We start from the raw sequence: 19072 nt of genomic DNA on the forward strand, positions 1-19072 counted from the left end.
GAGTGGAGTCGATATGCGTGTGGTGATTTTAGGCAGTGGTGTGGTCGGTGTCGCCAGTGCATGGTATCTGGCTAAAGCGGGCCATCAGGTGACGGTCATTGATCGTCAGCCAGGCCCGGCAGAAGAAACCAGCGCGGGCAATGCGGGACAGATCTCACCGGGCTATGCCGCGCCATGGGCGGCTCCGGGTGTTCCGGTCAAAGCCGTTAAATGGATGTTCCAGAAGCATGCGCCTCTGGCGATCCGTCTCGACGGAACGCAGTTTCAGCTGAAATGGATGTGGCAAATGTTGCGTAACTGCAATATGGACCATTATCAGACTAACAAGAGCCGCATGGTTCGTCTGGCGGAATACAGCCGTGACTGCATGAAAGCGCTGCGTGACGACACCGGCATTCAGTACGAGGGCCGGCAGGGCGGCACATTACAGCTTTTCCGTACCGCACAGCAGTTCGAAAGTGCAGCGAAAGATATTGCCGTGCTGGAAGACGCCGGTGTGCCGTATCAGTTGCTCGAATCCAGCCAGCTGGCGACCGCAGAGCCGGCGCTGGCACAGGTCGCGCACAAACTGACCGGTGGCCTGCGTTTACCTAATGATGAAACCGGTGACTGCCAGATGTTTACCCGTAAACTGGCCGATATGGCGCGTCAGGCGGGCGTTGTTTTCGAATTCAACCGCACGGTAGATAAGCTGCATGTTGAAAATGGCGAGATCACCGGCGTGCAGTGTGGCAATGAGATCGTCAGGGCGGATGCTTACGTTGTGGCATTCGGTTCATATTCGACTGCGTTGTTGCGCGATCTGATCGCCATTCCGGTTTATCCGCTGAAAGGCTATTCGCTGACCATTCCGATTACCGATCCGGCCTCTGCACCGGTGTCTACCGTGCTTGATGAAACCTACAAAATTGCCATCACCCGTTTTGATAACCGCATCCGCGTGGGGGGGATGGCGGAGATTGTCGGCTTCAACCTGAAGCTGGCGCAGGCGCGCCGTGAAACGCTGGAGATGGTGGTGAAAGATCTCTATCCTCACGGCGGTAATGTCGGCCAGGCAACCTTCTGGACGGGGTTACGACCGATGACACCGGACGGCACGCCGATTGTCGGACGTACGCGCATTAAGAATTTGTATCTCAATACCGGCCACGGGACGCTCGGCTGGACGATGGCCTGTGGCTCCGGGCAGTTGCTGTCGGATATTATGTCCGGCGTGACGCCTGCGATCCCGTCCGATGATCTGTCGGTTGAGCGTTACAGCCCGGATTTCATCGCCCGTCCGGCAGGTCCGCATAACATGCATCCGGTAGGCTGAATCTGCTGTATTCCCATCCCATACGGTGACTGACATTGTATGGGTTTTACTTTGCTTATTGCCGGAGCCGGTATGCCACGCCCGATTTCAGCCACATTATCCCTGTCTGCATTAACCCATAATTTACACCTCATTCGCGGCTTTGCCCCTCGCAGTAAAGTCTGGACGGTGGTGAAAGCGAACGGTTACGGTCATGGTATTTCCCGTATCTGGCGCAGTTTATCGGCCACCGATGGTTTCGCCTTGCTTGATTTCAATGAAGCCATTTTATTGCGTGAGTCCGGCTGGCAGGGGCCGATATTACTGCTCGAAGGTTTTTTTACGGCTGAGGATTTGACGAGGGTTGATCAATATCGTCTGACCACGTCCGTACACAGCGAATGGCAAATAAAAGCCCTTGCACATGCCAGCGTCAGCCAGCCGGTCGATATCTACCTGAAAGTAAACAGTGGTATGAACCGTCTGGGTTTTGCGCCGGAACGTGCCGGGGATGTCTGGCAGCAGTTACGCGAGCTGAAGCAGGTGGGAGAAATGACGCTGATGAGCCATTTCGCCACTGCTGACAGCGTGGAGGGGGTTGACGCGCAGATGGCTGCGATTAACCTCGCCGGGCAGAATATCCGCGGCCCGCGATGCCTGGCGAATTCCGCTGCGACGTTGTGGCATCCGCATACGCATCATGACTGGATCCGCCCGGGAATTATTATCTATGGTGCGTCGCCGAGCGGTGAGTGGAAAGATATTGCGCATACCGGCCTGCAACCGGTGATGACGCTTAACAGTGAGCTGATTGCCATACAGGAGCTTAACGCCGGCGCACGAGTGGGTTACTGCGGGCGTTACAGTGTCACGCGTCCTCAGCGCATCGGCGTGGTGGCCTGTGGTTATGCAGATGGATATCCGCGCCATGCCACTTCCGGTACGCCGGTTTGGGTTGATGGCGTGCGAACAACGACGGTCGGCACGGTTTCAATGGATATGCTGGCCGTGGATTTAACACCCTGTCCGCAGGCACAGATTGGTTCGCCGGTTGAGTTGTGGGGAAATAATTTACCGGTGGATGAAGTGGCAACGGCGGCCGGTACGCTGGGCTACGAATTGCTGAGTGCGCTGGCACCCCGCGTACCGGTATCGACAATCGGTTAGAAAGTATTACGGTTCCAGGCGGGTCAGACGGCCCGTCGATTTTTTGCTCGCACGACGTGCCAGCACTGCCAGACATCCGCCTGCCAGCATCACCAGCGACAGGCTCAGTTTAGGCTGTAACGGTAATGCCATGGCGATAAAACCGAGTAGTGCACCGCCCGCCATTTGCACCGAACCTACCAGGGCTGAAGCAACGCCTGCTTCGCCGGAGAACGGTTCCAGTGCATAACTGGTGGCCGGACCCACCAGAAACGCCAGACCGGCACAGGCGCTGGCGACCGGCAGCATATACAGCCAGGTGGCGGTTTGGTCTGCAGGTGAAACCAGCGTAATACCGGCAATCAGCCCGAGGCAACCGGCAAACATAAGAATGCCGCCGGCAGTCAGACAAACCGGGCGTCCCACTTTATGAATAATGCGGTTGGCGATAAAACTCACCGCCATAATCCAGAAGCCGTTCGCCCCGAATACCAGCGAAAATTGCAATGGCGTCAGCCCGGCGATGTTCATCAATACGGTCGGTGCCAGCGATACATACGTCAGCGCCATCCCCATGGCGCCGGCATTTACCAGTGCAAAGGTCACGAAGCGGGCGTTGAACAAAATGCGGGCATACTGACGGAAAGGCAGACCGCTGTTGGTCTGGGTATCAGCAGGGCGTGTCTCCGGTAGTTTGAATATCACCAGCAACATCACCGCCAGCGTATAACCGGCCAATGCCCAGAAAGGTGCACGCCAGCCATAATACTGGGCGATCAGGCCGCCGATCAGCGGGGCCAGTGCAGGGATAATATTCAGTGTGCCGTTGAGAAAACCATATGCGCGGGCGGCCTCATTGCCACTCATCCGGTCGCGCACGCTGCTGAAAATCACCACGGACGTGCAGCAGACAGCCAGCCCCTGAATGACGCGGGATAATAAAAACATCCACGGTGTGACGGACGTCGCGGCAACGATTGCACCCGCCAGATACACCACAACGCCGATAATGGCGATCTGGCGACGACCCCATTTATCAACCAGCGGACCGGCCACCAGCTGTCCGAGCCCCATCACCAGAATAAATAATGAAATTGAGGACTGGATCACCGCCTCGGTGCTCTGTAAACCGAGTGCAATGGCGGGAATGGCAGGCAGGTATAAATCAATACCTAAAGGGCCAAGCAGCACCATACTCAGCAGCAGGAAAAGAAATTTTTGCATTGAAAACATCACTGTCAGTCATCCGGAAGGACGCTAAGGGTAATGATTTCGTTAATGAATGGAAAGAAGCTTGTGATAATCAGACCGGTGAGCACGGTGAATAAATCCGGACACCCGCAGGTGCCCGGTAGCTAAGCCATGACGGAAGGCTTATTTTTTCTTCCAGAAATCATCAAATACGGTTACCGGCAGCTGACGTTTATGCTCAGTGCGCAGGTACCAGCCCTCAATAATGGCGGCATATTTATCGTCGATTTTCTTGCCTTCCAGATAGTCGTCGATCAAATCATAGGTTACACCGAGCGCGGCTTCATCCGGCAAGGCAGGGCGGTTGTCTTCAAGATCCGCCGTCGGGGCTTTTGTATACAGATGCGCCGGGCAACCCATTTCCCTGAGCAGTGCTTTCCCCTGACGTTTATTCAGACGGAAAAGGGGATTAATATCCGTACCGCCATCGCCATATTTGGTATAGAAACCGGTTACGGCTTCGGCGGCATGATCCGTCCCGACGACCACGCCTTTTTTCATCCCGGCGATGCTGTACTGCGCTTTCATGCGCTCACGGGCTTTTTCGTTCCCTTTAATAAAATCGCTCAGTTCAATGCCAATTTCACGTAAGGTCGCTTCGCTCGCCAGAACAGCATTTTTGATATTGACGGTCAGAACCTGATCCGGCTGAATGAACGCAATGGCATCCTGACAGTCCGATTCATCCGCCTGCACGCCATACGGCAAGCGCACGGCAATGAACTGGTAGTCGCCATCATGGGTTTGTGCACGTAATTCATTAATTGCTGTTTGGCAAAGTTTGCCGGTAAGAGTAGAATCTTGCCCGCCGCTGATACCCAGAACCAGTGTCTTGATGAACGGGTGGGCCAGCAGGTAACTTTTGAGAAAATCAACGCTGACACGAACTTCCTGTGCGGCATCGATGTGGGGTTTAACGTGCAGAGCCTGAATAATCTCTTGTTGTAAAGCCATGACTACTCCTCCTGAAGGCTGCCTTCGAGGAACCCGAGGCAAAAATAAGACGTTATCAGGGTAAAACTACCCCGCATTACTCAAAAGGACAAGATTCAGCGACGAGTTAGGCGGAAATCTGTACGCTGCCGGCTCGCAATATTTCGAACCAAAGCGGCAGGAAGAAGTAAAGTGTGGCGCGTAATAAATCATTTTCGCCCCTCATTGGAATAAAAAATCAATGAACAGGATTGTAATGATTTCGTATGTTTCTATTGCCGGAAATATATGTCACTCGGAACTATCCAAAAAAGCCGCTTTATTAAGATATCCTGGGCTGAGTGCGTTATATTTGTTGCGGTAGAAATATTTGTATGCATATGCCATCGAAATGGAGTTGCCAGGCTTGATTAACGGATCCTAATTTATGGCATAAATCGTGTGGTTCCAGTGTCGTTATTTGCCTTAAGTCCTATTGGGGAAACAAAATGTTTTTTCGGGTTGTTCGTCGTTTACCAGCTTGTGCCGTAGTCTGCGGTGCAGCGCTGTTCAGTATTTCAAGCCTTGCAGACACCACCATTTTCACCGCGTTAGATGACCCTGCTCAGGCGAAAAAGCCGTTCGAGGGCAATGTTCAGGCGGGTTACAGTGCGCAAACCGGTAACACCAGCAACTCCACGCTGAATGCTGATACCACCATGACCTGGTTTGATACCAACACGGCATACAGCCTGTGGGGCTCTGCGCGTAATACCTCTTCTTCCGGTGTGCGTTCCTCCGAGAAGTATCAGGCCGGTGGCCGTACACGTTATAACCTTGACAACGCGAACTATGTTTTCGGTCAGGGCAGTTGGCTGAGTGACCGTTATAACGGTTACCGTTCACGTACTGTGGGTGCCGTCGGTTATGGACGTCAGATCTGGAGCGGTCCGGTTCATACACTGAATCTGGAAGCCGGTCCGGGTGTACGTCATGATGAGTTCGAACAGGGCGGTAACACCACCCGTGCGCTGGCTTATGCCTCAGGCACTTACGGTTATCAGATCAGCGATACTGCGCGCTTCACGCAGGGTGTGTCTGTATTAGCGAACGACGAAACGACGCTGAACTCAGAAACCGCGCTGACCGTTGCGATCAACTCCCACTTCTCGTTGAAAGTGGCGTATGACGTCACCTATAACACCAAGCCACCAGCCAGCGCGCCGGATAAAACCGATACCGTGACGTCTGTAAACCTGGTGTACGGTCTGTAACTTCCTTTCGGGACGTTATGCCAAAAAGTCAGAGGAGAAATCCTCTGGCTTTTTTTATGGCTTATTTTGCCAGAATATTAAACTGGATTTTAAATAAGCGGAGGGCTGTTAAACGAAACGTCTGACTTTCATTGTCTGAATTCTGTTTTTTTTAAGCATACGAAAATACCTGGAAAAGACCGGTAACCCTGCAGGCAGCATAAACGGGATGAATACCCCTACAAATCATAATTTCTTATGATTCAATTTTTTCTCTTGTAGAATTTTTTACGGAAATTTAAAAAAATGCCTAAAGTAAATTTTATCCCTGCCGATAGGAGGTGAATGTTTAATCTTAGATCAATGCCATAGCCATTTCTGATGCTGTGTTTTTGAGGCATACAGCAAAGTGGTGCAGGCCCGAGAAAACAGCGGATATGGAAATCATAAGCACTGTTACACCATTAGCCCGCACTGTTTCAGTGTACGTGCGTCTTACCCAGCGATGGCGCGTTTCCTGTCTGCTGGTGCTACCGGTGATATTTTCCCTTGCCGCGCAGGCCGCGCCGCTCAGCCCCGCCGACCGCGACAGTATCGAACAGCAGCAGCGGCAACTTCTGCAGCAGAACCAGCAGCAGCGTCAGGAACTGGAGCGCAGCACGTCAGTCGCCCCCGCGCCGCAAACTCCCGTACACTCCGGCGGCCCGTGCTTTGATATTCACGACATTACCCTCAGCGGCGCAGACCATATGCCCGCGCGCATCCGGCAAAAACTCACTCAACCCTATCTGCAACAGTGCCTCGGTATTGGCCAGATTAATGCCCTGGTGAAACAGGTCTCTGACTGGTATATCGGCCAGGGTTACATCACCAGCCGCGCGTTTCTCACCGAACAGGATTTGTCTTCCGGCACGCTGCAACTCACAGTGATGGAAGGCAAACTCGAAGCCATCAAAATGGAAAACCAGCGCGGCGCAATGCTGGCGATGGCGTTTCCGGGGCTGACCGGTAAAATTCTTAACCTGCGCGATATCGAGCAGGGGATGGAGCAGATTAACCGGCTGCGCAAAACGCCGGTGCAGATTGAAATCCAGCCCGGCAGCCAGCCAGGATACTCCATCGTCAACCTCACCTCAAAGCCTGAGCTTCCCCTGCAGGCCAGCGCCGGTTTTGATAACTCAGGGCAGAAAAGCACCGGCACCGGACAGGTCAGCGGCTCGCTGACCGGCAATAACCTGCTCGGGCTGGCGGACCAGTGGTTTGTCAGCGCGTCACGCAGCAGCGACGGCGCAAGCGACCACGACGCGAAAAGCGTGCAGGCGGGCGTCAATCTGCCTTACGGCTACTGGCTGTTTGATTACAACTACAGCTACAGCGACTACCTGAGCACCATTGAATCGCAGGGCTATCTGTGGCGCTCCACCGGCGACAGCCAGGCGCACCGCTTCACCCTTTCCCGCGTACTGTTTCGCAACGGCGACATGAAAACCGCCGCCAGTCTCGGGCTGACGCACCGCCTCAACCGAAATTATCTCAACGATGCCCCGCTGGAAAGCAGCACCCGCAGCCTGACCAGCTGGACCGCCGGTATCAACCACAGCCAGAAACTCTGGGGCGGATACGCCACGCTTAACCCGGCGTTCAGCCGTGGCGTGCCGTGGTTTGGCGGCGAGAGTGATGAAGATAAAAACCCGGATGCCCCGCGCGCGGAGTTCTCTAAATGGACGCTGTCCACCAGCTATTACCGGCCTGTCACGCAACGCATTACCTGGCAGACCAGCGCCTACGGCCAGTGGGGCGATGACCGTCTTTACGGCAGCGAACGCCTGACGATTGGCGGCGAAAGCTCGGTGCGCGGGTTCAAAGAGCAATACCTCTCCGGCGACAACGGCGGCTACTGGCGCAACGAGCTGGATACCCAACTGTTCGCGCTGCCGGTGCTCGGACAAATCAGCGCCGTGACCGCGCTTGACGGCGGCTACCTGCAACGCAGCAATCACGACACCAATGCGTCCGGCACCTTATGGGGCGGGGCGGTGGGTTTATCGAGCAGTAACGCACATTTCTCCAGCCAGTTTACCGTCGGCTGGCCGCTGAGCTATCCGGACTCACTGGCACCGGATCGCGTCACGGTCTACTACCGCATCGGCTTTGCACTTTAGCGTTGTACCTCTACATAAGAGAGAAGGAATTCGGCGATGAAATCGATCACAGAGCAACCGGTCGCGTTATGGCGTAAAGCGCTGGCCTACGGGCTGATGGGATGGCTGGTCTGGCAACCGGTGATGCCCGCATTTGCGGCGGGTATCACGGTAGCCGAAGGCAACACCCGCACCGATCAGGCGGGTAACGGCGTGCCGGTGGTGAACATCGCCACCCCGAATCAGTCCGGGATTTCGCATAACAAATACAATGATTTCAACGTCGGCCAGCAGGGCCTCATCCTCAATAATGCCACCGGTAAACTGACCCGGACTCAGCTGGGCGGGCTGATACAGAACAACCCCAATCTTACGGCAGGTCAGGAAGCGAAGGGCATCATTAACGAAGTGGTGTCGTCGAACCCTTCGCAGCTTAACGGCTACATGGAGGTCGCCGGTAAAGCCGCCAACGTCATGGTCGCCAACCCCTACGGCATCACCTGTAACGGCTGCGGCTTCCTCAATACCCCGAACGCCACGCTGACCACCGGTAAACCGGTGCTGAATGCGGACGGCTCGCTGCAGTCCCTCGAGGTCACGCAGGGTGCGATCACCGTTGAAGGTCAGGGGCTGGATGCCCGCACGAGCGATTCTTTTTCACTGATTTCCCGCGCCGCGCAGATTAACGCCGGGCTGTACGCCAGAGACCTGAACGTCACCCTGGGTGCCAATCACGTCGATGCGCAGGGCAATGCCACGCCGATATCCGGCGCCGGCGTACCGGCGGTGGCGATTGACACCGGCGCACTCGGCGGCATGTACGCCAACCGCATTCATCTGGTCTCCAGCGACAAAGGCGTCGGGGTCAACCTCGGCAACCTGAACGCCTCGGTCGGCGATATGCAGATTGATGCCAGCGGCAGGCTGACGCTGAGTAATGCGACCGCCACCGGCAAGCTGACGGCGAACGCGCAGGCCATCGCCCTTAACGGTACCCAGCAGTCGGGCGGCGATATGGCGCTCACATCGGCGGGTGACCTCACCAGCAACGGCACACTGGTGGCGGGCGGTAACGCACAATTGCGGGCACAAACGCTGACCAACGGCGGGCTGATCCAGGCGCAGGGCGCACAGACCGTCAGTGCGTCGGCCCTGAACAACAGCGGCAAAATGCAGTCCGGCGGCGCGCAAAACATCACCGCTAATACCCTCAGCAATCAGGGGCTGATCGGCTCGCAGCAGGGGCTGGATTTACAGGTTGCGGACCAGATGACCGTGGGTGAACAAGGCTCGCTGTTTGCCGGTGACCGGCTGAACATCGGCGGCGGTCAGATGAACGTGGACGGTACACTGACCGGCAAAAATGGCCTGACGCTCAACAGTACTTCCCTGAACGCCGGGCAACACTCGCTGATCACCAGCCTCGGCGATATTCAGCTCAATGCCGCGCAGCAGGCGCTGGGCGGCCAGCTGTCGACCTCCGGCAACGTGGGCCTGAACGCTACGGATCTGTCCGTCGGGGCGCTGGGGTCCGTTCACAGCGATAAAGATTTATCCCTGACGGCAACCGGCAGTGCCACGCTGGCCGGTGCGCTCGACGGCAACACGCTGGAAGCCGGTGGCGGTACATTGCAGGTGACCGGCAGCGGTTCGCTGGCCTCCACGGGAGATATGCAGTTATCCGCCCGCCAGCAGCAGCTCGACGGCACCACCAGCGCGGGCAATACTCTTTCGATTAACGCTGACCGGCTGAATGCCGCGCAGGGCGGTAAAACCTCGGCGCAAAATGACGTGCAGGCCACGGTTGCCAGCGGCGGGCAGTGGTCCGGCAGCCTGATTGCCGGGCGTGACCTGGCCTTTACCTCGAACAACTTCAGCAACGGCGGCACGCTGGCCGCCAACCGCAACGGTCAGTTCAGCTTCGGCACCCTGACCAATAACGGCCTGCTGCAGTCTCTCGGCACGCAGCAGCTTGACGGCGACACCTTCAATAACAACGGCACGGCGCAGTCCGGCGGTGACCAGACGCTGACCCTCAGTCAGTTCAACAATCAGGGGCTGACCGGTACCCGCGGCGACTTAGCGCTGACCGTGCGGGACGGCGTGACCAACGGTGATACGGCAACCTTACTGGCCGATGGTCAGTTTACGCTCAATACCGCCCAGGCAGATCTGGGCGGCACGCTGACCGGCACGCAGGGGGCAACACTTAACGCCACCGCGCTGACCACCCGCGCCGGATCGGTACAGTCCAGCCAGGGCGATGTGGCTCTGAAGACTGATACTGCGAACTTAAACGGTTTTCTCTCCGCCGACGGCAACGCGGCGCTGACCACGCAACAGCTCACCACCGGCAACGGCTCGCAGACGCAGGGTAAAAACGCGCTGGGGATCAGTGCGTCTGAAAAAGCCGATCTGGCCGGGAAACTGGTGACACCGGGTACGCTGACGGTTCAGGCCGGTACGCTGACCAACGGCGCGGCGCTGGGCGCGGACAATGTGGATATCACGGCCACCTCGCTGACCAACAGCGGTGCCATCACCGCCGACGACGGCCTGCATGTGAAAGCCGGTACCTTGCAGCAGCAAGGCAGCCTGTCTGCGCAGAGCCAGATGACGCTGGAAGGCCAGACGCTGGTCAATCAGGGCAACGTGTCGGGCGGTGACGTCGTCGTGAATGCTACCGGCAGCCTGACCAATCAGGGCACCGGTGTGATATCGGCGGGCAACGGCCTGACCGTGACGGCACCGGTTGTGACCAACAACGGCCAGCTTCTGGCACAAACGGTCGGCGTGAATGCCACAGGTATCAGTAATAACGGGCTGATGCAGGGCAACGGCGGTACCACGCTCACCGCCACTACCTTAACCAACGGTGCGCAGGGGCAGGTATTGTCCGGCGGCACGCTGGGTGTGCAGGCAGGCGATACGCAAAATCAGGGCAGGCTACAGGGCAGCCAGCTGACCCTGACCGGCAACAGCCTGACCAACGGCGGCACGGCATTAGGCACGAATGGCCTGAACGCACAGATGCAGGGGGATCTCACCAACAGCGGCAGCCTGCTCTCATCCGGTGATGTCACGGTGAACGCCGCCACGCTGGAAAACAGTGGCCAGTTGCTCAGCGATAAAACCGCCACGGTGACGGCTGACCACGTCAGCAACACAGGGCAAATCCAGGGCGACACGCTGGCACTTACGGCGAACAACGCAGACAACAGCGGCAACCTGATAGGTCTGAAGGGCCTGACGGCGCAACTGCAGCAGGATTTAACCAACGCCACCTCCGGCAAGATGCTGACGCAGGGCGCGCTCACCGTCACCGCCGCGCACGTCACCAACAACGGCAACTGGCAGGCCGACAGCGCCGATGTACACGCCGGTCAGTTAGATCTTAACGGCGCGATCCAGACCGCCTCGCTCGCCAACCTCGACCTGACCGGTGCGCTCAACACGCAGGCGCAGGGCAAAATCATTTCCACCGGTCTGGCTATTTTGCAGGCGGCGAACCTGAATAATCAGGGGAGCTGGTCGGCGGATAACCTGACTCTGACCGGCGGTGCGCTGACCAGCAGCGGCAGCATCAGCGGTGTCAGTCAGCTTGCGGCCACGCTCAGCGGGCAACTGCAGGTTCAGCAGGGCGGCACATTACTCAGCGGCGGCAGCGCCACGCTGAACACCGGGAATATTGCTAACAGCGGTACGCTTCAGGCCGGTAATCTTGTGCTGACCACCAACAGTATTAGCAACGCCGGGCAGTTACAGGGCCAGCAAAGCCTGCAGGGTACGGTCCAAAACGGCATCACTAACCTGAGCGGCGGCACCGTGCGCAGTCAGGGCACGTTAGATTTGGGCGCACAGACGCTGCTCAATCAGGGCCAGATGCAGGGCGACGGCGTCACTCATCTGACCCTTTCCAATAATCTCAATAATCAGGGCACCTTACTGACCGGCGGCAGGCTGACGGTGTCTGCACCGGTGCTGACCAACAGCGGCACGCTGCAGGCGCAGGGCCTGACCATGACCGGCGGCACGCTCAACAACAGCGGTACGCTGACCGGACAGGGCGACAGCGCGCTGAACGTCACGCAGATGACCAATCAGGGCCAGCTTCAGGGCGACCGGCTGGCGCTTACCGGTAACGAACTGCATAACACCGGCACGGTATTGGGCAGCCAGTCGCTGGGGCTTAACGTGCAGAACGCCGACAACCAGGCGGGCGGCAAACTCTACAGCGCAGGCAACCTGACGCTGGTGACGCCGGTGCTGAATCAGGCGGGCAGCCTGCTGGCGCTGGGGGATATGACGCTGCAACTCGGTTCGGGCTTTACCCAGACCGGCACGCTGGCAGCGGGGCAGAACCTCAATCTCAGCACGCAGGGCGACCTGAACGTGCTCGGCACCCTGCAGGGCAACGGTATCCAGCTCAGCTCGACCGGCAACTTTACCAACAGCGGTCAGCTGCGCGGTGGCGGCGGTACGGTGGGCGTGGACGCCAGCAACATCCAGCTCAACGGCAGCGGCAGCGTGCAGTCCGGCGGGGATATACGCCTGGCCAGCCGTGGCGTACTTAACAACAGCGGCTTTGTCGGCGGGGCAGGCAACGTGGTGATGTCCGCTGGCGGCCAACTGACGAACAACGCGCTGCTGTACGCCGGTAACAACATGCAGTTGCTGGCCGACAGTATTCACAATAACTACGGCGATATTCTGGCGGGCAACAGCCTGTGGCTGCAGCGGGACGCGGCGGGCAACGCCAACAGCGAAGTGGTCAACACGTCGGGGGATATCGAAACCACCAACGGCGATATCACCATCAATACCGGCCATCTGCTGAATCAGCGGGACGGGTTGAGCACGTCGAGTTCTTATCAGGCGGCGAATAGCCCGGCATCGCTGGGGCAGGCCACGATGAGCATTCAGCTCGGCTTGTTAGATGATGATGAAATTGGGGTTTATACCGGAACGGGCTGGCGTCACACCGGTGGGAGCAATGGCAAAGGAGACGGCGCTGAAGAAGAATATACTTTTGTTGGTTTAGCGCCTACGAAAGCTGCCTCTGACAGAAAATTTCTTGTAGGTACTTCCACTGTAACCGCCATTGCCAGTGGCGGGGCGGGCCGCATTGCCGCAAACCGCAATTTAACGATATCTGGCGACACGTTAGATAATATTGCCAGTACTGTTCTTGCCGGAAGCAACATAACGCTTTCCGGCACCAACCTGAACAACCAGTCCTATGAAAACAGCATTGAGAATGAGTACCTGACCTATCAGTACAGTGGCACAACAGGGGTGCAACCGGCCGATGCCACCGTTATCCCTGATATCCGGAAAGGGAAAAGAAGGGGGGTAGACTACAGGACGGATTTAGGGGATAAGTTTACCTACACATTAACCGGTGGACCCGCTTACGAAACCCTCAGCACCGGCGAAGGTCTCCGCGCCGTTATTCAGGCCGGTGGGGCGGTTAACGCCAGTTTCAGTAATAACATCAGCAATACCACGACCTCCGCTAATGCAGGCGGTTTATCCCATGCGATAAGCGCCCCGTCTCTGAACGGTACGTCGGGCCTGCAACAGGTCAGTGGTTTGCAAAGCAAACAGCTGGCATCCGCACAAAACCTGACCGTCGGCTCCGTTCAGTGGAACAATTCCGTCACCGATGCGTTAAAGCAGATTGGCAATCAGGGCGCTGCGCTGACGGATTACCCGCTGCCGACCGGCAATAACGGTTTGTTTGTGGCGAGCACTAATCCTGCCAGCCCGTATCTGATCACTACCAACCCACAACTGGGCGGGATCGGTAAAACCGATCCGTCACTGTTCAATGCGCTGAACGATTACCTTGCGCGACCGACGTCTGCGATATCTGCCGTGGGCAAACAGGCCACCTCGGGTGGTACCGGCCTGAGCTCTGCGGCCTTTTCTGCAACGCCGGTGGCAGGTCAGGTTGTCCATCCTGCGGTTCAGCCGGGCACACCTTCCGGCCCGCGTATTGAAACGGCACCGGTCTATACCGACGAGAGCAAATTCCTCGGCTCGGCCTACTTTATGGACCGGCTGAAGCTGACGCCGGATTACGACTACAAATTCCTCGGCGATGCCGCCTTCGATACCCGTTATGTCGATAACGCCGTGCTCAGCCAGACCGGGCAGCGCTACGTCGGCGGCACGGGGTCAGACCTCGCGCAGATGCAGTATCTGATTGATAACGCCGCCGAACAGCAGGCCGGTCTGGGCCTGCAACTGGGCGTCAGCCTGTCGCCGGAACAGGTCGCTGCGCTGACCAAAAGCATCGTCTGGTGGGAAAAAACCACCGTCAACGGCCAGACGGTTCTGGCACCTAAACTCTATCTTTCTGCCAACGACACCCACGCGGTGACCGGCAGCGTGATTTCCGGGAACACCGTCAATCTCGACGCCGGACACATCGTCAACGCGGGCAGCACCCTGCAGGCCGAGACGCAACTGGCAGCAAAAAGCAGCAGTTCGCTGGATAACCTCAATGCCGGGCTGATTGCCTCTAACGGCAGCCTGCAGCTGAGCGCGCTGGGCGATATCAATAATATCGGTTCTTCGATTAGCGGACAGACCGTGGCACTGGCTTCGGTCAGCGGCGATATCAATAACGTTACGCAGGCGCAGCAGTGGACGGCCGCGCCGACCACCAGCAAAAGCAAAACGTCTCAGCTGACCTTCAGCCAGACCCAGACCGGCGACGTGGCCGGTATCTCGGCCACTGACGGACTTTCGCTTACCGCCGGTCACGACATCAACAACACCGGTGCCCGGCTCACGGCGGGCAGTGACCTGCAACTGGTGGCGCTGAACGACATCAGCATCACCGGCAACGCGCTCAGCACCAGCAAAACCACGGCGAAAAGCAGCGCGCAGACCACCGACAGCCAGGCCAGCACGGTCAGCGCGGGCGGTAATTTATCGGCCAGCGCGGGGCACGACCTGACGGTGGCGGGCAGCGCCGTCACCGCCAAAGGCGATGCCACGCTGGCGGCAGTTAACGACATCAACCTCAACACGATGGACCAGAGCAGCCATCAGACCAGCGGAAAAAATCAGGCTGACAGCAACAACGCCACCCGCACGGTGGTGAGCAGCGGCGGCGACCTGACGCTCAGCGCAGGCCGGGATTTGAACTCGCAGGCGGCGCAGCTGACCGCCGACCTTAATGCCTCACTCAGCGCCGGTCGCGACGTCAACCTGAACGCGCAGCAGACCAGCACCTACAGCGAAACCCACGGCAGCAAAAGCGTGAGTATCCGTGAAAATGTCGGGCAGGAAGGGACAGCAGTGGTGAGCGGCGGAAGCACCAAAATTAAAGCGGGTCAGGATGTTAATGCTAACGCAGCAACTGTTACGGCGAAGCAGGACATTGCCGTCAATGCTGGCCGAGATGTCAATCTTGATACCGCCACAGAGAGCAGTTATGCCTACGATGAGAAGACCAGGACCAGGAAGCACCTTTTCTCGAAAACCACCACACACACAATCAGTGAAGACAGTTCCACTCACGAAAAAGGTTCGCTGCTAAGTGGCGATAATGTTGCCGTTACGGCGGGCAATAATTTACTGGTGAAAGGTTCTTCGGTGGTCGGCGATGGTGATGTGACGCTGAAGGCAGGGAGCAATGTCGATATTGTCGCGGCTACAAACACGGATTCAAGCTGGCGGCTGAGCGAGACCAAAAAAAGCGGGCTGATGGGCACGGGTGGCCTTGGCGTGACGATTGGGTCATCACAGACACGCCATGAACTGAAAGAGCAGGGAACAACGCAAAGTCAGAGTGTGAGTACCGTGGGAAGCACCGCTGGCAATCTGAGTATCACCTCAGGGAGACAAGCGCATATTGGTGGCGCAGACCTTGTAGCGGCTAAAGATATGTCGATAACTGGCGACAGCGTCGTTATTGATCCCGGACACGATAAACGCAGCAGTGATGAAAAATTTGAACAGAAATCAACAGGACTTACGCTTGCACTTTCCGGTGCTGTTGCTGATGCGGTGAATTCTGCTATTGCCGCAACACAGAGTGCAAAACATGAAAGTGATGGCCGTCTGGCCGCATTGCAGGCGACCAAAGCAGCACTTTCCGGTGCTCAGGCCATGCTCGCGAAACAGCAGGCTAATGTCAGTGCAGATCCGAATAACGGCGTAGGTATCAGCATTTCGCTAACGTCGCAGCAGTCAAAATCATCGCAACATCAGCAAAGTGATACCGTCAATGGCTCCACGTTGAATGCGGGGAATAATTTATCGATTACTGCGACAGGCAAAGGTAACGACGCACACAGTGGTGATATTGCTATTGGCGGCAGTCAGCTAAAAGCGGGCGGTAATACGTCTCTGAGTGCAGCTAATGATATCTTGCTGACCGGCGCGGCAAATACCCAGGAAAGCACGGGCAAAAATAGCAGCAGCGGCGGCGGTGTTGGCCTGAGTTTCGGGGTAGGCAGCGGGAGTGCCGGACTGAGCATATTTGCCAGCGTTAATGGGGCAAAAGGCAATGATAAAGGTAATGGCACCCGTTGGTCGGAAACCACGCTCGACAGTGGTGGTAAAGTAACCCTCAACAGCGGACGTGATACCACCTTGTCAGGCGCGCAGGTGAACGGCAATAAAGTCGTGGTTGATGCTGGCCGCGACCTGACCATCACCAGCCAGCAGGACAGTGATGACTATAAATCGAAGCAAACCAGCTTCGGTGCAGGCGGCAGTTTCACCATTGGTTCCATGAGCGGTTCCGGCTATATCAATCTCAGCCAGGACAAAATGAACAGCACCTACGACAGTGTTGTCGAGCAAAGTGGTATTTATGCGGGCAGGGGCGGGTTTGATATTAATGTGGGCAGCCATACCCAACTGAATGGCGGTGTGATTGCCAGTCAGGGAACGGCGGACAAAAACCTGCTGGATACCGGTACGCTCGGGTTCAGCGATATCGGCAACGAAGCAGATTATAAGGTCAGCCACAGCGGCATCAGCCTGAGTGGTGGCAACGGCGCCAGCATGGTGGGCAACGCCATGTCGAACGTGGGTAACGTTCTGGCCGGGCTGAACGGTAAAGGCCATGCGGATGGCACCACCCAGTCGGCGGTGGCAGACGGAACCATTATCGTTCGTGATACCGCTAATCAGCAGCAAAGCGTGGCCGATTTAAGCCGTGACACAGACCATGCAAATGGCAGTATCAGTCCGATTTTTGACAAAGAAAAAGAGCAGAAGCGCCTGCAGGCGAGCCAGCTGGTGGGTGAGATTGCGGGTCAGATGACCGATATCGTCAATACGTATGGCGATATCCAGGCGTTGAAGGATCTGGGCGGTGTGCCTGAAGGGATGTCTGCCAATGACAGAGAAAGTTATCTCAAAACTCTGCGAAACAGTGATGCTTATCAGGCCGAAATTAGAAATTACGGTATTGGCAGCAATAACCAGATGGTGGTACAGGCACTCAGTGGCGTATTGCAGGGGATTGTCAGCGGCAACATCAGTGGAGCAATCGCAGGGGGAATAAGCCCGCTGATTGCCCGGGAAATCAAAAGTCACACGCTGAATGACGACGGTACGACCAATGTCGCGGCTAATGCGATGGCCCATGCCGTCTGGGGCGCTGTAGCAGCGCAAATGTCCGGAGGCAATGCAGCAGCGGGGGCTGCCGGCGCGTTCAGTGGTGAACTTGCCGCGCGTTATATAGCGGAATATTATTACCATGCGACCACTCAGGCGGATATAGATAAACTTTCGCAGAGCGACCGGCAGGAAATCAGCTTACTGAGTACGCTGGCGGCGGGTGTTGCCGGAGCAACAGCGGGCAATAACCTGTCTTCTGCGACGACAGGGGCGCAGGCGGGGAAGAATGCGGTTGAGAATAATGCACTGGCATTAGGCAGCACTGCATCTGCACTGAATGCAGCAATCTCTGGTGCAATTGGAAATGGAAGCCAGCAACAACAGGATAATAAAGAAGATCAAGGTGCGGGATATACTTGTGAAGGTACCCGTGAACAGTGCGCCGTTCGCGATCCTAACCGTGGACCGGGAAGAGTATTAAATGATGATGGTTCAGATCCTGAAAATCAGCCAAATTTAGGCAAGGATCTGACGGATGCAGAGAAGGCCGAACTGGGTGGAGCGGGTTCTGGCACACCAGATGGTTGGGGGCCGGAGGATGAGGAAAATGCGCGGAATAGCGAGTCTCAACCAAATAGATCTGATGCCAATAATATTTCGTCCCTGCCTGTTGAAGAACAAATAGGTATATTGAGAGATGCAGCAAGTGGCAAAAAAGGTAACTTTGGTCTGGGGCAAGCCACGGCTAAAGATGCTAACACATTAGGGGAAGCATGGGTTGGCCCAGGATATAGAGTTTCTAGTGATGGTACATCATGGGTCAGTTCTGATGGATTGAGGGTTTATCGTCCACCTACGTCTAAACCAAATAGTTCGCAAGCAACAACCGGAGTTCAGGCTAATTTTGAACAAAAATTGACGCCAACAGGAAGACCTATTAGTAACGGGCATCTGGATATAACTAAATGAATATTGATTTAAAAGGGCTACGATCATTGGAGCTTGAAGATGGCTTAATAAATTATTGGCCAACTGATCCTTCAAACTTTAGTTGTTGGATCCGGGCAATGATTGGGCCTAATGATCAAGATGGTGCAGAGTGTTTCGACATGCTGGTATGTACACCGATCTGGCTTCAAGGTGAGTTAGCAACGAATAAAGTTCTGTCAGGTAGAGGAATGATCATTGTCGAAAAGTATAATTATGATCAAATTGTTATCTATTTAGAAAAACTGATTGCTACATGTAATGATAATGATTGGTCACAAACAGCACTTAAGCTAAGTAGATTCAGCTTTTGGGAGTATGAAGATTATCAGCCCAGATAAATAATCCCGGCTGAGTCGCCGGGATCTTTTTATTCATCATTCACCCTCAGTCCATCATTACGTACCCGTCAGCGCTCAGGACGCTCAGGAAAGGTGAGGTTTGAGTCAGGAAAACCTGGCGCTGTGTTGATGACCCTGACCCAAAATCCTGCCCCATTC

General features: G+C 56.3%; 8 protein-coding genes. 6 read left to right on the forward strand and 2 right to left on the reverse strand.

Translation table 11 applies throughout. The annotated features are described in order from the left end of the window. Positions 1 to 13 precede the first annotated feature (13 nt). The gene (locus ACOZIO_RS00740) at positions 14 to 1315 is read left to right on the forward strand and encodes a D-amino acid dehydrogenase (protein WP_129990807.1); all 1302 of its coding nucleotides are present in this window, start codon (positions 14 to 16) and stop codon (positions 1313 to 1315) included. Positions 1316 to 1387: 72 nt separating this feature from the next. Then, positions 1388 to 2461: a catabolic alanine racemase DadX gene (gene dadX / locus ACOZIO_RS00745; protein WP_421594815.1), complete on the forward strand. Its 1074-nt coding sequence runs from the start codon at positions 1388 to 1390 to the stop codon at positions 2459 to 2461. 6 nt (positions 2462 to 2467) lie between these two features. Here the strand turns inward: dadX and ACOZIO_RS00750 are convergent, their stop codons facing one another. Further along, a complete protein-coding gene (locus ACOZIO_RS00750; protein WP_421594816.1) occupies positions 2468 to 3664 on the reverse strand; it encodes a multidrug effflux MFS transporter in 1197 nt (398 codons plus the stop codon). A gap of 150 nt (positions 3665 to 3814) precedes the next feature. Further along, positions 3815 to 4645: an ammonia-dependent NAD(+) synthetase gene (nadE, locus tag ACOZIO_RS00755; protein WP_129990805.1), complete on the reverse strand. Its 831-nt coding sequence runs from the start codon at positions 4643 to 4645 to the stop codon at positions 3815 to 3817. A 467-nt stretch (positions 4646 to 5112) separates the two neighbouring features. On the opposite strand from nadE, the gene ACOZIO_RS00760 reads away from it, so the two are divergent. The 4 genes from ACOZIO_RS00760 to ACOZIO_RS00775 all read left to right on the forward strand — a co-directional run bounded on the left by ACOZIO_RS00760 (position 5113) and on the right by ACOZIO_RS00775 (position 18913). Next, positions 5113 to 5877: a DUF481 domain-containing protein gene (locus ACOZIO_RS00760; protein WP_129951128.1), complete on the forward strand. Its 765-nt coding sequence runs from the start codon at positions 5113 to 5115 to the stop codon at positions 5875 to 5877. A gap of 416 nt (positions 5878 to 6293) precedes the next feature. Then, positions 6294 to 8018, forward strand: coding sequence for a ShlB/FhaC/HecB family hemolysin secretion/activation protein (locus ACOZIO_RS00765; RefSeq protein WP_421594817.1), 1725 nt, complete (start codon positions 6294 to 6296; stop codon positions 8016 to 8018). A 36-nt stretch (positions 8019 to 8054) separates the two neighbouring features. After that, entirely contained in the window at positions 8055 to 18554 is a 10500-nt protein-coding gene (locus ACOZIO_RS00770; protein ID WP_421594818.1) for a hemagglutinin repeat-containing protein, read from the forward strand. Beyond that, the gene (locus ACOZIO_RS00775; RefSeq protein ID WP_336369359.1) at positions 18551 to 18913 is read left to right on the forward strand and encodes an immunity 8 family protein; all 363 of its coding nucleotides are present in this window, start codon (positions 18551 to 18553) and stop codon (positions 18911 to 18913) included. The genes ACOZIO_RS00770 and ACOZIO_RS00775 overlap by 4 nt, the downstream gene beginning before the upstream one ends. Positions 18914 to 19072 lie beyond the last annotated feature (159 nt).

This window comes from Rahnella sp. PD4 (assembly GCF_049199325.1).
GTDB classification, from domain to species: Bacteria; Pseudomonadota; Gammaproteobacteria; order Enterobacterales; family Enterobacteriaceae; genus Rahnella; species Rahnella perminowiae.

Coding starts and splice junctions, on each gene's coding strand:
- ACOZIO_RS00760 (WP_129951128.1), top strand. CDS start 5,113: ATGTTTTTTCGGGTTGTTCGTCGTTTACCAGCTTGTGCCGTAGTCTGC.
- ACOZIO_RS00775 (WP_336369359.1), top strand. CDS start 18,551: ATGAATATTGATTTAAAAGGGCTACGATCATTGGAGCTTGAAGATGGC.
- ACOZIO_RS00770 (WP_421594818.1), top strand. CDS start 8,055: ATGAAATCGATCACAGAGCAACCGGTCGCGTTATGGCGTAAAGCGCTG.
- nadE (WP_129990805.1), bottom strand. CDS start 4,645: ATGGCTTTACAACAAGAGATTATTCAGGCTCTGCACGTTAAACCCCAC.
- dadX (WP_421594815.1), top strand. CDS start 1,388: ATGCCACGCCCGATTTCAGCCACATTATCCCTGTCTGCATTAACCCAT.
- ACOZIO_RS00750 (WP_421594816.1), bottom strand. CDS start 3,664: ATGCAAAAATTTCTTTTCCTGCTGCTGAGTATGGTGCTGCTTGGCCCT.
- ACOZIO_RS00765 (WP_421594817.1), top strand. CDS start 6,294: ATGGAAATCATAAGCACTGTTACACCATTAGCCCGCACTGTTTCAGTG.
- ACOZIO_RS00740 (WP_129990807.1), top strand. CDS start 14: ATGCGTGTGGTGATTTTAGGCAGTGGTGTGGTCGGTGTCGCCAGTGCA.